Source organism: Flavobacterium davisii (assembly GCF_019565505.1).
Taxonomy (GTDB): domain Bacteria; phylum Bacteroidota; class Bacteroidia; order Flavobacteriales; family Flavobacteriaceae; genus Flavobacterium; species Flavobacterium davisii.
Genome location: NZ_CP067378.1, coordinates 2,698,367 through 2,712,187 on the forward strand (window position 1 = coordinate 2,698,367; position 13,821 = coordinate 2,712,187).

15 protein-coding genes and 3 pseudogenes are annotated in these 13,821 nt (G+C 30.5%); 6 read left to right on the top strand and 12 right to left on the bottom strand.

The window, feature by feature from the left end:
• Nucleotides 1–29 precede the first annotated feature (29 nt).
• From JJC05_RS12830 to JJC05_RS12860, 6 genes and pseudogenes are all read right to left on the bottom strand, one after another.
• Nucleotides 30–574: pseudogene (locus JJC05_RS12830) on the bottom strand (acyl-CoA thioesterase).
• Nucleotides 575–595: 21 nt separating this feature from the next.
• Nucleotides 596–1,806 (bottom strand): annotated as a pseudogene (locus tag JJC05_RS17540) (esterase-like activity of phytase family protein).
• Complete coding sequence (locus JJC05_RS12845; RefSeq protein ID WP_235877536.1) at nucleotides 1,769–2,137, bottom strand: DUF8785 domain-containing protein; 369 nt, start codon at nucleotides 2,135–2,137, stop codon at nucleotides 1,769–1,771. Before JJC05_RS12845 ends, JJC05_RS17540 begins: the two are co-directional and overlap by 38 nt.
• A gap of 14 nt (nucleotides 2,138–2,151) precedes the next feature.
• Nucleotides 2,152–3,513 (bottom strand): DNA recombination protein RmuC, encoded by a 1,362-nt coding sequence (locus JJC05_RS12850; protein ID WP_235877538.1) that lies wholly within the window; start codon nucleotides 3,511–3,513, stop codon nucleotides 2,152–2,154.
• 649 nt (nucleotides 3,514–4,162) lie between these two features.
• On the bottom strand, nucleotides 4,163–4,570 hold the full coding sequence (locus JJC05_RS12855; protein WP_235877540.1) for a DUF2335 domain-containing protein: 408 nt from the start codon (nucleotides 4,568–4,570) through the stop codon (nucleotides 4,163–4,165).
• The gene (locus JJC05_RS12860; RefSeq protein WP_164849039.1) at nucleotides 4,539–4,715 is read right to left on the bottom strand and encodes a hypothetical protein; all 177 of its coding nucleotides are present in this window, start codon (nucleotides 4,713–4,715) and stop codon (nucleotides 4,539–4,541) included. The genes JJC05_RS12855 and JJC05_RS12860 overlap by 32 nt, the downstream gene beginning before the upstream one ends.
• Nucleotides 4,716–4,991: 276 nt before the next feature.
• Here JJC05_RS12860 and JJC05_RS12865 point away from each other — a divergent pair, with 276 nt between their 5' ends.
• Both JJC05_RS12865 and JJC05_RS12870 read left to right on the top strand, forming a co-directional pair.
• The gene (locus tag JJC05_RS12865) at nucleotides 4,992–5,558 is read left to right on the top strand and encodes a pseudouridine synthase (RefSeq protein WP_127822745.1); all 567 of its coding nucleotides are present in this window, start codon (nucleotides 4,992–4,994) and stop codon (nucleotides 5,556–5,558) included.
• Between the two features lie 509 nt (nucleotides 5,559–6,067).
• Nucleotides 6,068–7,027, top strand: a complete 960-nt coding sequence (locus tag JJC05_RS12870; protein ID WP_105195898.1) for an acyltransferase family protein — start codon at nucleotides 6,068–6,070, stop codon at nucleotides 7,025–7,027.
• Here JJC05_RS12870 and JJC05_RS12875 read toward each other — a convergent pair.
• The 6 genes from JJC05_RS12875 to JJC05_RS18930 form a co-directional block, all read right to left on the bottom strand.
• On the bottom strand, nucleotides 7,024–7,791 hold the full coding sequence (locus JJC05_RS12875) for a dienelactone hydrolase family protein (protein WP_105195899.1): 768 nt from the start codon (nucleotides 7,789–7,791) through the stop codon (nucleotides 7,024–7,026). The two genes, JJC05_RS12870 and JJC05_RS12875, sit on opposite strands and share 4 nt — an antisense overlap.
• 63 nt (nucleotides 7,792–7,854) lie before the next feature.
• Nucleotides 7,855–8,637, bottom strand: coding sequence for an ABC transporter ATP-binding protein (locus tag JJC05_RS12880; RefSeq protein WP_105195900.1), 783 nt, complete (start codon nucleotides 8,635–8,637; stop codon nucleotides 7,855–7,857).
• Nucleotides 8,637–9,647 (bottom strand): iron chelate uptake ABC transporter family permease subunit, encoded by a 1,011-nt coding sequence (locus JJC05_RS12885; RefSeq protein WP_088391583.1) that lies wholly within the window; start codon nucleotides 9,645–9,647, stop codon nucleotides 8,637–8,639. Before JJC05_RS12885 ends, JJC05_RS12880 begins: the two co-directional genes overlap by 1 nt.
• Before the next feature lie 79 nt (nucleotides 9,648–9,726).
• Nucleotides 9,727–10,467, bottom strand: a complete 741-nt coding sequence (locus JJC05_RS12890; protein ID WP_258928998.1) for an ABC transporter substrate-binding protein — start codon at nucleotides 10,465–10,467, stop codon at nucleotides 9,727–9,729.
• Between the two features lie 5 nt (nucleotides 10,468–10,472).
• On the bottom strand, nucleotides 10,473–10,790 hold the full coding sequence (locus JJC05_RS17545) for a hypothetical protein (RefSeq protein ID WP_258929001.1): 318 nt from the start codon (nucleotides 10,788–10,790) through the stop codon (nucleotides 10,473–10,475).
• 205 nt (nucleotides 10,791–10,995) lie between these two features.
• The gene (locus tag JJC05_RS18930; protein WP_374226305.1) at nucleotides 10,996–11,226 is read right to left on the bottom strand and encodes a mechanosensitive ion channel domain-containing protein; all 231 of its coding nucleotides are present in this window, start codon (nucleotides 11,224–11,226) and stop codon (nucleotides 10,996–10,998) included.
• A gap of 476 nt (nucleotides 11,227–11,702) precedes the next feature.
• Here JJC05_RS18930 and JJC05_RS12900 point away from each other — a divergent pair.
• The 4 genes and pseudogenes from JJC05_RS12900 to cobT form a co-directional block, all read left to right on the top strand.
• Nucleotides 11,703–12,128 (top strand): annotated as a pseudogene (locus JJC05_RS12900) (bifunctional adenosylcobinamide kinase/adenosylcobinamide-phosphate guanylyltransferase); the annotation flags it as partial.
• 25 nt (nucleotides 12,129–12,153) lie between these two features.
• On the top strand, nucleotides 12,154–12,384 hold the full coding sequence (locus JJC05_RS17550) for a Dph6-related ATP pyrophosphatase (RefSeq protein WP_258929003.1): 231 nt from the start codon (nucleotides 12,154–12,156) through the stop codon (nucleotides 12,382–12,384).
• 188 nt (nucleotides 12,385–12,572) lie between these two features.
• Nucleotides 12,573–12,782, top strand: a complete 210-nt coding sequence (locus JJC05_RS19155; protein WP_508625054.1) for a hypothetical protein — start codon at nucleotides 12,573–12,575, stop codon at nucleotides 12,780–12,782.
• Between the two features lie 25 nt (nucleotides 12,783–12,807).
• Nucleotides 12,808–13,815 carry a nicotinate-nucleotide--dimethylbenzimidazole phosphoribosyltransferase gene (cobT, locus tag JJC05_RS12910; protein ID WP_235877542.1) on the top strand — a complete coding sequence of 336 codons (1,008 nt, stop codon included), beginning with the start codon at nucleotides 12,808–12,810 and terminating at the stop codon, nucleotides 13,813–13,815.
• Nucleotides 13,816–13,821 lie beyond the last annotated feature (6 nt).

Below are 13,821 nucleotides of genomic sequence, written 5' to 3' on the forward strand. Positions count from 1 at the left end.
AATACTTTTTAGAATAGTCTCTTTATTGATTAAAAATTAACCCTTACGTTGTATGCTGATAAATGAGTCAAAGCTTCTGGGCTTTTATAATTAAAATAGTCCTCATGTTGTTGCTTTTCCTTTCTGTTAGAAATACTTTTAATGCAGTTATAAAAGCGTCTAACATCTTCAAAGTTGCTCAAAATAAGCCCCGAACGGGTGTTGATTGCCCTGTTTTATCTCTTGCAACCATTGTAAAGTAAGAAGAATTACAATGTTTGACTACTCCTGTTTGTATGTTTTCAGCCTCTACACGTATGCCAACAATCATAGAAGTTTTACCTACATAATTTACAGAAGCCTTAAGGGTTACTAATTCACCCACTTCTATTGGAGCTAAAAAATCTACAGTATCTACTGATGCTGTTACACAGTAATGACCTGAAAATTTAGAAGCACAGGCAAAGGCAATTTGATCTAATAATGATAAAATATAACCGCCATGTATTTTACCACTAAAATTACTATGTGATGGGAGCATAAGTTCTGAAATGACTATTCTAGAATCATTTACGGTTTTAAAAGTGTTATTCATTACAAAAAAATATCTTAATAATCATTTTTCAATTAATTCAAATAAAATAAATTGATTCAGTTGGGGACCAAATTGTTGAAAATTATCATCTGATATAACGATGATAGTTCTATTGCCGTTAGGTTGATTTTTGCCAAAAGTAATCCCTTCAATATTATCTATTTTAGTCTGCTTTAAAAACTTTTTTATATCATTAAAATCCAAAACTAATTCTTTTTTCATAGGAATATATTTTTCTGATTTCAAACTTTTTGTGCCAAATGAATTGGTAGAGTTAGTTGTGATAGATGCGTCAAATATTTTTACAATATTTTCATTTTGAAAAGCTCGTTCTATTACTAAAAAATGATCTTTTTTATACTCTAAAATATCTGATACGCCGTTCATATCATTACCATTTATTCTTGGTTGAGTAAGAGCTGATAATTCGTAAATAAATTCTTTTGTGGCTTGTCTTGTGTTTTGATCATAATAAGTAAATCGAACAGGAGAATTCGTCTGAGGGAAATCAGGTTCTGATCCATCTGTTTTTAGAGGCAATTCATTAGCACTCCATATTCCTTGTTTATCAAAACTCTTCGTTAATGATTCAAATGAGCCATTATTGCGTGTTTCTTGTAAAAAAATATTAGGAACTGTAAATTCTGATAAAAAATTTCCTTTTTATCAGAGCTAAATATGCTAGGTTTTTGATGTCCGTAAATATTACCTTCAGATGATATAATTATTTGATTGTTTAGGTATAAGATACTTTCTAAATCTAAAAATGTAGAAGAGTAAAAAGGAGCCTTTTTATCAAAAACAAACATGTCTGTAAAAATAGGTTTGTTGATTTTATTGTTTTTGATATCAATATTTGCTGTGTAATATCTAGGATTGTTAGGATCATCAGAAACGATATAATATAAATCGTTTTCAAAATCATAATCAATACCAGATAATCCTCCAATTGGTAAATTTTTAAAGTTTTCATTTAATGGATAAATGTATTCATCTAAAAATTTGAGCTTTACTTTTGATTCGTTACTTATATTCTCTTTCACAGTTGTTTGTATAGCTTGTTCATCTTCTACTTTACTACAACTTGTAAGTAAGAAGATAGAAAAAGATATACCCATCATCATGTGTTTTTTTGAAAAAAGCATATTATATAGGTTAGTGGGTTTGTTTGATAGGGTAGACAGGGGTACTATGCTATCGGTTAAAAATAGGTGATTTTTCTTCTTGTACATTCGTTACAAAATAAGTGGTATCTCCCCACCAAGGAAACGTTTTGTAACGTTCTATATAAGTTATTTTTACGTAACGACCTTCTAGATTTTTTAAATTTTGAATCGTGTTGTCTTCATTATCTAATATAGAAAAAGAAAAAATTTTATTACCTGAAAGACCTTGACTTAATTCACCCTCCCAAGTTTTAAAGATATAACCTTTCCTACTAAATTTAATTAGTTCACCTGTACGTGTGCCTTCACTATAAGAGGCATAGTATAAAATGGTAAAGTAAAAAGCAAAGCAAAGAGTAAGAGTGCTTAGACTTATCCAAAGAATTTTTTTTAGCATATACTATTTTTTATTTAGTTGTTTTCATTTTGTTCTGCTCTATTGATGATGGCTTCAGGAAGTGATTTTTTAGCCTTAGCCCCCATTTTTTTTAGCTTTTCTACACTGGTAATGAGGTTTCCTTTACCTTCTATTAGTTTGTTCATAGCGCCTGAATATTCATTTTTAGCTTCATCCATTCGTTTGCCTATTTTGATTAAATCTTGAACAAATCCTTCAAATTTATCGTATAAAGCTCCCGCCTGACGCGCAATTTCATAAGCGTTTTCCTGTTGTTTTTGGTTGGTCCACATACTGTCAATAGTTCGCAAAGTAGCCAGTAGGGTAGATGGAGTTACTATAACAATATTGCGTTCAAACGCTTTGTTGTATAAGGTGGCATCTTCTTGTAAGGCTAGTGCAAATGCGGGTTCTATGGGTACGAAAAGCAATACAAAATCTGGACTTTCTATTTTGTATAAATCGTGGTAGTTTTTTTCGCCCAGTTGCTCTACGTGTCGTTTTAAAGAAAGTACGTGCTCTTTTAGGTATTGTTCTTTTAAGGTTTCGTTTTCCTCGTTTACAAAACGTTCATAAGCTGTTAAGGTAACTTTCGAATCGACAATCATTTTTTTGCCATCAGGCAGGTTGATAACGACATCGGGTTGTAGGCGTTGCCCTTCGTCGTTTGTAAAACTTTGTTGTACTTCGTACTCCCTACCTTTTTCTAAGCCTGATTTTTCGAGTACGCGTTCCAATACTAGTTCGCCCCAATTTCCTTGCATTTTGCTATCGCCTTTTAGAGCTTTGGTCAAGTTAAGGGTTTCTTTGCTCATTTGTGCATTCATTTCGCGTAGCCCTAAAATTTGTTGGCGTAAGGCAGCGTGATAATCAATACTTTCTTTGTGGGTATCTTCGACTTTTTTTTCAAAGTTTTGGATTTTGTCCTGTAATGGCGAAAGGAGATTTTTTATATTTTCTTTGTTTTGCTCAGTAAACTTGGTCGATTTTTCTTCTAATATCTTGTTGGCAAGGTTTTCAAATTCTTTAGTAAACTTTTCTTGAAGTTGTTCTACTTCTTGCTTTTGTTCTTTATTTCGTTCCAACAAATTATCAAAATCAACTTCTTTTTTTGATAATTGAATAGCTAAGGCTTCTTTTTCATTGCGAATACCATCTTTTTCTTGATTAAGATGAGATAATTGTTTTTCCCAAGTCCCTTTTTCTGACTGAAATTGTGATTTTAATTGTTCGATTTGGGAAAGCAATCCGTTAATTTTTTCCTCAAAAGTAGCAGTAGTAGTTTTTGCTGAAGCCGAAAAGATGATTTTTCCCAAGTAAATTCCTATTCCTAAGGCAATGATGAATGTGGCTAGTACAATAAGGGTGTCTGACATGGTTCTGTTTTTTTGTTCAAAGTGTAAATTTAGGAATTTGTTTTTAAGTTTTTGTTTGTTTTTTTGTAAAGGAATAAGTGAGTTGTGTGTGAAGTTATTATTATTTTGAAGTTTGTTTTTTTGAGTAATGAAAATTCTACATAATGAGGGAGTTAGTAAAATAAACCTATTGAAGGTGTAAGTTTTTCGAAAAACAACTAAGACTAAAAGTGTAATTAATGATTCTTTTATTTGAAAATGAAATTTAACCCAGATTCCGCATTAGACTTGGTTGTGAAACAAAAATTTTCAATAAATTCAAGTGCTCACGGAAAATTTTAGAAGAAGAAATAGTGAACTATTTTGATGATTAAAATTTGAGTACGTGCTTGAATTTGAAGAAAAATAAAGTGAAATAGATTTCTAATGCTGAATTTGGATTTAATCAGATTTTCTAAAAATTAAAAGAAGTTACAATTCATTTATAGATATTAAAGAGGGATTATCAAAAAGAAGGGAATAATACTAAAAATATATTGATAACATAAAAATAATTGTATGATTTATTATAACCTTGTTTGTTTTTTATTATTAATTCGGAATTATTATAAATCTGTTTATAATAAAAAATAGACTGAATTACATTGTCAAATTAATTCATTAAATAGCGTTATAAGTCTTCTTTTTTAGAAGTATTTCTTCTGTATAGAAACACCCCTGCAATACCTACTATAACTCCTACAGCGATTGTCGCGGCTGTTTTAGGGTAGTCTTTTGTAATACATAAGTATACTAAATATGATATGACTAATACACTTGAAAAAGCAAAAAACATACCAATTATCATAGAAAATAAGATTCCAAATTGGCTTCTTTTATCTATTGAATGTTGATGAATTTGTTCCTTTTCAGTCATAATTAGTATCCTGTTTGCGAAGGTAGGATCTAATTGGTTGTATTTTTCCATCATTTCTGGAGAGGGTAATTGCCCTTCATAAGTTTGACTCAAAAGTAACTTGCCTTTTGAATGCTCTAAACCCCGGTTTTTATTTTCTTTGTAATTCTTTTGCTTGTTCATCAAAAATCTTTTTGAAAAGAACACTTACGTTATTCCAATATGAGAAAATAGCTGTATTCGTACCTTTAGATTTAGGTAATAATTCAGAAATGGAATATAAACCAAAAACCGCAAAAAAACCGTATTTAAAATATTTGAAGTTCATTTGTATTATTTAAGTCTCAGTATACAAAGATACTATTTATTGCATATCAATAACGTTTTTCTATAATTAATATTGTGTTAATTTAGATGAATGAGTTATTATTATTTTTGTAGTAATGTATTAATTTTTATAGACTATTGATAAAGGATTTTCGTCTTAAGAATTATTTAAAAGCAAAAGGGCATGTATTATTAATGCTGTGTGTTTGGAATCATGAAAAAAAATCTTGAAAGCCTTGTATAAAGACCTTTAGGTCTTTTGTTGTATTTTTGCCTTATGAGTAAACACCGTCATTTTATATTGCACAAACCGCATGGCTATTTAAGCCAATTTATTTACGAGAAAAAACGAAATAAGAAAAAGTTAGGCGAATTATTTGATTTCCCAGAAGGTACAATGGCAATAGGTAGGTTAGATGAAGATTCAGAAGGGGTTTTATTGCTCACCACAGATGGAATGATGAGCGAAATGGTGCGAAGTAAAACGGTTGAAAAAGAATACTATGCACAAGTAGATGGTGTTGTAACGCCTGATGCTATTGAAAAACTGAAAAATGGAGTAGAAATAGGTGTTAAAGGGGTTCGTTATAGCACAAAGCCTTGTGATGCCAGAATCATAGATGTGTTGCCTGAGTATATAGGTGAAGGTAGGCGTATACGTGACGAACGCCACGGACCTACCAGTTGGCTCTCTATTACGCTTACCGAAGGAAAATTTAGACAAGTACGTAAAATGACCGCAGCTGTTGGATTTCCTACATTAAGATTGGTTCGTGTACGTGTAGGAAGTATTGGGTTAGATGGATTGAAAGCTGGGGAGGTAGTGGAAGTAGAGAAATTTTGAAAATAAATAAAATATTGAAATAATATGTCATCAAATTTGCCAATTATTAGACAGGTAAACTGGTTGTCATTAATACCGCAAGCTCTATTGATGTTTAGTTTTCTGTATATCTATGAAAAGATAGAAATATCTGATCCTATTTTATATGCGATTCTAACGTATTTAGTAATTGCATTTGTATTACGTTTTGGTATTGCTAAAAATCATAGAAACGGAATAACTTTTGTAAAGAAAAAGATTTTCAAAAAGCAATTCCAGAATTTAAAAAAAGCTATGATTTTTTTTTAAAAAATAAATGGCTAGATGATTATAGGGTTTTATTTCTTTTAAGCTCTTCAAAAATATCTTACAGGGAAAAGACACTTTGTAATATCGCATTTTGTTATAGTCAAATTCAAAAAGGAGTCGAATCTATTGAATACTATGAAAAAGCTATTAGGGAATTTCCGAAAAGTGAATTGGCAAAAGCTGGACTTAATATGTTGAAATCCGTAAATATAGATTAAGTAATGCGCAACAATAACCTCGACATCCTTAAAATACTGATGGCATTTCTTGTTATTGCCTTGCATATTTTTCCTGTTTCTAGAATAGGAGGTATCCAAGGTTTGATTTCTTATGAAATAGCCAGTGGTATTACCAGAATTGCCGTTCCCACATTTTTTTTAATCTCAGGTTATTTTTTGCGAAACAAACTAAATGATACAGCTTATTTATGGAAATATATTAAGCGAATACTGTTATTGTACGTGGTTTGGCAAATTATCTATTTACCAGATTTATATCGCTTTTATAATTTGGGTTGGTTTTCTAATAGGAATATGATTTTAAAATTGATTTATGGCTATTGGCATTTGTGGTATTTATTAGCTACAGCTATTGCTGTAGGTCTGTTGTATTTAAGTCGTAATTATTCGCTAAACGTTAAGTTTCTTTTGCTAGTCCTGCTTTTAGGGATTGGTTATGGATATCAAATAGGAATGCAATCAGGAAACATACACAATTTAGAAGTTCAGTTTTTATATGAAAGTATAGGAACTGCTCGTAATTTTTTGTTTTTTGGTTTTCCAATGATGCTTTTGGGAACTTTATATGATCAATGGAGAGGAGTTATTTCAAAATTTAAAAAGTATTATTCTTTATTTTGGCTTGTATTGCTAATAGAGGCAGGTGTATATTATAAACTGCAAGTAAAAGCTATGGATTTTTTATTGGTTTTACCTTTATTGAGTATGTTGACTTTTAGTATCGTAAAAGAAAAAGCATCCTTTTCAGATGCTTCAATTAATAGTACATTTTCCTTAGGGATTTACTTAACCCATCCTTATGCAATGCGACTAGTATATGAAATGTTTCCTCAAAAAACCTTCGGTTTTATAGTCGTGAAATATTTTTTGGTTTCTTTTACGGCGATATTGTTTTGGTGGATTTTGGATAAAATTAACAAAAAAATACCGTATTTTTTCTAATTAAGGATTTCAGCAAAGAATTGTTTCATAGCCTCCCAAGATCTCTTTGCGGCTTTTTCATTATAGGCTACGCCTTTACTTTTGTCGTTACCAGCATCTTTGTGCGTAAAAGCATGCACTGCATCTGCATAATAAATCATTTGCCAGTCCGCTTTAGCTTTGTTCATTTCATCATGAAACGCTTTGATTTCCGCTTCTGGAACAAAAAAATCATCTGCACCATGTAATACTAAGACTTTTGGAACTATAGGTTCGATATATCTATCAGGATTTCGTCCTAAGCCCCCATGAAATGAAACCACTCCTTTTACTTTTAAGTTTGTTCTTGCAGCTTCAATAGCGCCAGTACCACCAAAACAATAGCCTATTACTGCTATTTTGTCTGGATTAGCACCTGCTTGTATAAGTTGGTCTAAGGCTAATTGAATGCGTTTGTGATAGTCTTGATAATTGTTTTTATAGTATCCAGCTTGTTGTCCAGCTTCTTTTGTGTTTTGAGGTCTTTTGTCTACACCATAAATGTCTGCAACAAAAGTAATATAGCCCATTTTGGCTAGTTCCATTGCATTTTCTTTGGCATTGTTATCAATGCCCATCCATGCAGGAAGTAATAATACACCTGCTTTATTTTTCACTTCTTTTTTGGGTTGTGCTAATAGGCCTTCAAGTTTTTGATCGCCATCAGCATAAGCAACTGGTTTTAATTGAGCATTTATGAATAAAGAATTTATAATTAAAAATATAGAATAAACGATGCTTTTCATAATTCAAATTTTGAAGAATAAATATAGTCTTTTGGAAACAGAAATATGTGAATAAAATCTTAATTATTTAAATAAGAATTTTCCCTTTTCATTATCAAAAGTAATATCATGATCTTTGAATAAGAGATTAAAAATTCCTTTTTCAATTAGTAAACAAGGTTCATTCTGTATAATAAAATCGGGAGTCATAACCACCATTTCGTCACTTATTTGAATAGCTAAATCAAGATCGTGAGTAGAAAATAAAATACACTTTTGGGTTTCATGGGCTAATTTCTTTAATAATTTAAAAACAGAAACTTTATGATGTAAGTCTAAATGTGTTGTAGGTTCGTCTAAAATAATTAAAGAGGTATCCTGAGCTAATGCTCTTGCTATTAATGCTTTTTGTAATTGACCATCACTTATCTCATAATGTTTTTTGTGTTGAATAGATGTGATTTCGGTCAATATTAGAGCTTCTTTTATTTTGGTATGATCTTCTTCAGTAAGTGTTCCTAGCCAATTGGTATAAGGTTGACGACCTAGAGCAACTAATTCATAAATAGTTAAGTTACTAGGAGGTAATTTTTCAGTAAGAACGACACTCAAATTTTTAGCTAATTCAAGATCTGTATATCGATGGATATTTAAATTATTTAAAATAACTTCTCCATAAAGAGGTTTTTGAATAGAAGTGAGTGTTTTTAAAAGAGTAGATTTACCTACTCCATTAGCCCCTATAAGTGTAATTAGTTTTCCTTTTTGAAAATTTAAATTCAAATTTTGAGCAATACAATTTTGGATATTTTTGATTGTATAACCAATACTAAGCTGTTTTGTTTGTATAATAATTGAATTTTCCATTAGTTAAAAGTACGTTTTTTTACCAAAAGCCATACGACTATTGGAGCACCTATTATAGAGGTAATAGCATTGATAGGAATGGCTACTTCAAAGTTATGTGAAAGAATATCACAAAGTAGCATAATACAAATTCCTGTTAAAATAGTAGTTGTAAACAAACTAAGATGTTGATTGTCTTGAAAAATAATTTTTGAAATATGTGGAATAGCAAAGCCGATAAAAGCTATAGGACCGATAAAAGCCGTAAGAACACCTGTTAGTATGCTTGTTATTAAAATAGTTTTATATACTGTTTTTTTATAAGGGATACCCAAACTTTTAGCGTAATTTTCTCCTAACAAAAGAGCATCTAAATTTTTAAGAAGTTTTATTGTGTAAAGTAAAGTAAAACCACAAATGATAAGGATGAAATAAAGATTATGCCAACTAACATTTCCCAGACTTCCCATAGACCAAATAGTAAATTTTTGTAATTGTTCAGCTGATGAGAAATAACTTAAGATATTGATGATAGAACTTGTGAAATGGCTAAACATTAATCCAATGACAAGAATAGACATTGTATTTTTAATTTTTTGGGCGGTTAAAATTACGGCTATCAAAACAATTAAGGATCCTATAATAGAGGCAATGGCAATTCCGTAGGTTGAGATAAAAAAAGGAATAAGAAAAGAAGGGAGGTAACTACTTCCCATGATAACGAAGGCTACCATCAGACTCGAACCAGAACTTAATCCTAAAATATAAGGGCCAGCCAATGGATTTTTAAAAAGAGTTTGCATAAGTAATCCGCATATAGGTAACGCTGCACCTACTGTTATAGCTACCAAAGCTTTTGGAAGTCTAAAATTAAAAATAATGTACTGCCAAGTAAGTTTTGAAGCATTATTTCCAATTAAAACTTGAAACGTATCACGTATAGGGATTTGAACGACACCTAGGCATATATCTAATACAAAAAGAATTATACCTAGGAGAATAAAACCAGAAAGCAGCTTCTTATTTTTCAAAACTTTTATTGTATGGGAGTTACGAAGGTAAAATGATAATCAGGTAATAATTCAGGATGTATTATTTTAATATAATCTTTTAAAACCTTGTCAGGTTGGCTAGGTGAAAGCTCAAAGAAAATTGTACCTCCCGTTTTCCCTTTTTACCTTCAAAAGTGAAAACTTTTTTATTTTGATAAGCATTAAATTGAGCATAATGAGTATTTATTTTTTTTAACTTTATCCAATCCGTAACATCTTCTGTAGTAATCCATATTGAAGCATTTTGCCCTTTTTCAAATACTTCTTCAAAACTAAGAGGTTTGCTTCCTGTACCTTCTAGATTTTTCCATAGATAGGAGCCTCCAGCATCTTGTATATAAGCACTTGTCCAACTATTACCTTTGGGAACATACCATTGATCTTGATATATTTTACCATAAAGCACAGTTGGGTTTTGTTGGGTAGTTTTTGTGATTTCTAATGTTTTTAAATAATTCTTTTTAACTAGTTCAAAATAGTTTTTAGCCTCTTTTTCTTTTCCAACTAAAGCACCAAAAAATTTAATCCACTCTGCTTTTCCCAGAGGTGTTTGCTCCATCCAATCGGCTTGAATTAGAACAGGAATTCCTGTTTTTTTGATAATATCTAAACTAGGATTGTTTCCAGTTATTTCAAAAGTAACGAAAGCATTTGGTGATAAATCAATTAATTGTTCTACATTAATTTTTTCATTCTCACCTAAATTTTTGATTTTTCCTAATTCAATTAATTGCCGCGTTTTATGAGAAGAAATATAATCAGTATGTGGAAATCCTATTAACTTGTTTTCTGCACCCAAGATTTCTAAAAAGGAATATTAGTAGTTGAGGTAACCACAAGACTTTTAATAGGAACGTTGATTTGAGTGTATTGTTTTAAACTATCAGGGATGTTTTTGTTGTTTTTTTTGAGAATATAAGTAAATGATTTTTGGGCATCAGGCCATGGAGTAGTAACTCTCAGGATAGAATAATCTTTATATTCATATAAGCAAAAAGCCTTGGCATCTGTTATACTATTATTTGTTTGATTCTTAATAGCAGGTTGATGATTGTTTTTTTTGCATTGTATGGTCATCAAAAAAATAAAAACAAATATTGTGTATTGGAAGAATTTTATCATAAGATTATATTTTAAATACGAGTCATTATATTATCTTAATGGCTAAGAAAAATTTTGTTTAATACTAATTTATTTAGGACTATTTGAATGCTATGTTAGCATAAGTAAAGGTTTGTTTGTAATAACGTTCATCAATAATCTTTTAAGGTTCTTTTCTTAGATAAAAAGCAAAGAAACAAACTTGTTTTAATATTTAATAACTTTTTTAAATAGATGGAATTTGTTTTTCGGTTATAGAAACGGATTTTTGCAAAAATAAAGAATTGGGTATTGTGATAGTTTGCTCATCTTTAGTCTTTAGATAGACAAAAAAATAAGTAAGTTCAATTATTTCGCCCTCTAAAGGAAAGTCTTTATCAAGTATTTTGATAGTGTCCCCCAATTTAAGAGGATGATTAAAAAAAAGTATTAAACTAGATGTGATATTCGATAACAAAGACCACTGAGCAAAAAAAGCAACTCCTAAAGCAGTTAATATACTACTAGCAAATACTGCAATTTTATTTTGTTCTAAACCCCAAATACCAGAAATTAAAACAATAAATACAATAGTTATTAAAAGATGTAATATTTTGATAGATATTTTTCTCCTCGTTCTCTCAATATATGTTTTTTTTAATGTATTATTAATGAAGTTTTTAGTGAAGAAAAAAAAAAAAATATATTACTAACGATGCCACCGTTTCTAAAATTTGAATCTGATAAGTATCCATAACTATAATATCTTAATAAACTTATTTCATAAATAGAATTAAGTTCGTTACAATGTTTTTTTACGATTTAACAAGCAAAGATAAAGTTTTAAATATCTTTACAACCAAAAAAAGATAGTATGTTGTATCTTATAACAGGGGGGAACGTTCAGGTAAAAGCGCGTATGCCCAAAATTTAGCTCTCGAATTAACCTCTAACCCCGTTTATATGGCTACCGCTCGTAAATGGGATGGAGATTTTCAAAAAAGAATTGATCGACATCAAAAAGATCGTGATCATCGTTGGACCAATATTGAAGAAGAAAAAAATATAAGTAATTTTGATTTCTCAGGAAGAGTTACCATGATTGATTGTGTAACTTTATGGTTGACTAATTTTTTTGTAGATACTCAAAATAATGTTGAAAGATCATTAGAATTAGCAAAATTAGAAATTGAAAAAATACTACTTCAACAAAATAGCCAAATTATCATTATTACAAACGAAATTGGTATGGGAGTTCATGCACATACCGAAATAGGAAGAAAATTTACTGAATTACAAGGTTGGATGAATCAATATTTAGCTCAAAAAGCAGATAAGGTAATTTTGATGATCTCAGGAATACCTGTAAATATTAAGTAAATAATGCGTTATAAAAAACAAAAGGATGAAATCAATTCTTTCCCGGAGTGGAGGTAAAGACAGTTGTTTAGCAACCATAAAAGCGCTAGAATTAGGATACAAGCCTATCGTGCTTTTAAACATGATGAATGAAAATGGGAAGGTTTCTCGTTCGCATGGACTCACACAAAATATTTTAAAACAGCATGCCAATGCACTAAAAATTCCCTTAGTAGGCATACCAACTACTTGGGCAGATTATGAAAAAAATATATAGAAACACTTTGTCAATTAAAAAAAGATTATGGTGTAGAAAGTGTTGTTTTTGGAGATATTGATTTAGAGCCCCATCGTGAATGGGAACAAAAAGTCTGTCAACAAGCAAAACTCGAAGCGATCTTACCCCTTTGGCAAAAAGATCGTTTAGAATTAGTAAAAGAAATTATAGAAGAAAATATTGTATGTATGATTGTTTCCTGTAATACGACTATGGGGGTAGAATTTTTAGGAAAAATTTTAACAAAGGAAACAGTTCAACAATTAATAGATTTAAATATTGATCCATGTGGTGAAAATGGAGAATTTCATACCGTCGTAATCAATTGTACGCTGTTTGATACCCCCATTATATTGCCTAAATATAAAAAGAAATTTACCAAAACTATTGTTTTTTAGTTTGGGAAGAATAATATAAGAAATAATGAGTTTAATAGAAAAATTACAACACAAAATTGATTTTAAAACAAAACCTTTAGGATCTTTAGGTCAATTAGAAAAAATAGCGTTGCAAATAGGACAAGTTTTTAATACGCTTACACCTGAAATACGAAACCCACATATTTTAGTCTTTGCAGCGGATCATGGTATAGCAAAAGAAGGAGTAAGTGCTTATCCAGCAGAAGTAACCCCTCAAATGGTTTTGAATTTTGTAAATGGTGGAGCCGCAATTAACGTGTTTTCAAAACAAAATGGACTAACCTTAAAAGTAATTGACGCAGGAGTTAATTTTGATTTTGATGATTCATTACCCATAATACATCAAAAAGTAGGAAACGGAACGAAATCCTTTTTAGAACAAGCCGCTATGTCAGTAGATCAGCTTAAAGACTGCTTACAAAAAGGAAAACAAATTGTACAAGAAATATACGAAAAAGGCTCTAATTGTGTTGGCTTTGGAGAAATGGGAATAGGAAATACAGCCACTTCTTCTATATTAATGAGTATTTTAACAAAAATCCCAATTCAAGATTGTGTAGGCAGTGGTACAGGAGTAGTTAATGAAGCTTTAGATAAAAAAATAAGTATTTTAAAATCAGCTTTAGAAAAATATAAAACATCAGAAGTATTAGATGAAAAATTAGCCCATTTTGGTGGGTTTGAAATTTATCAAATGGCAGGAGGAATACTCCAAGCCTTTGAAAACAATATGCTAATTTTAGTAGACGGATTTATTAGTTCAGTAGCTTTTTTAGTCGCCTATACCTACCAACCCAAAATACTTAAGAATACCCTATTTTGTCATTGTTCACAAGAAAAAGCACATAAAGCTTTATTAAACCATTTGAATGTAAAAGCATTATTGGATTTAGAATTGCGACTAGGGGAAGGAACAGGAGTAGCACTTGCTTTTCCTATTATACAAAGTGCTGTAAATTTCTTAAATCAGATGGCAAGTTTTGAAGAAGCAGGCGTGAGTGAGAGTATTTAAATGAGA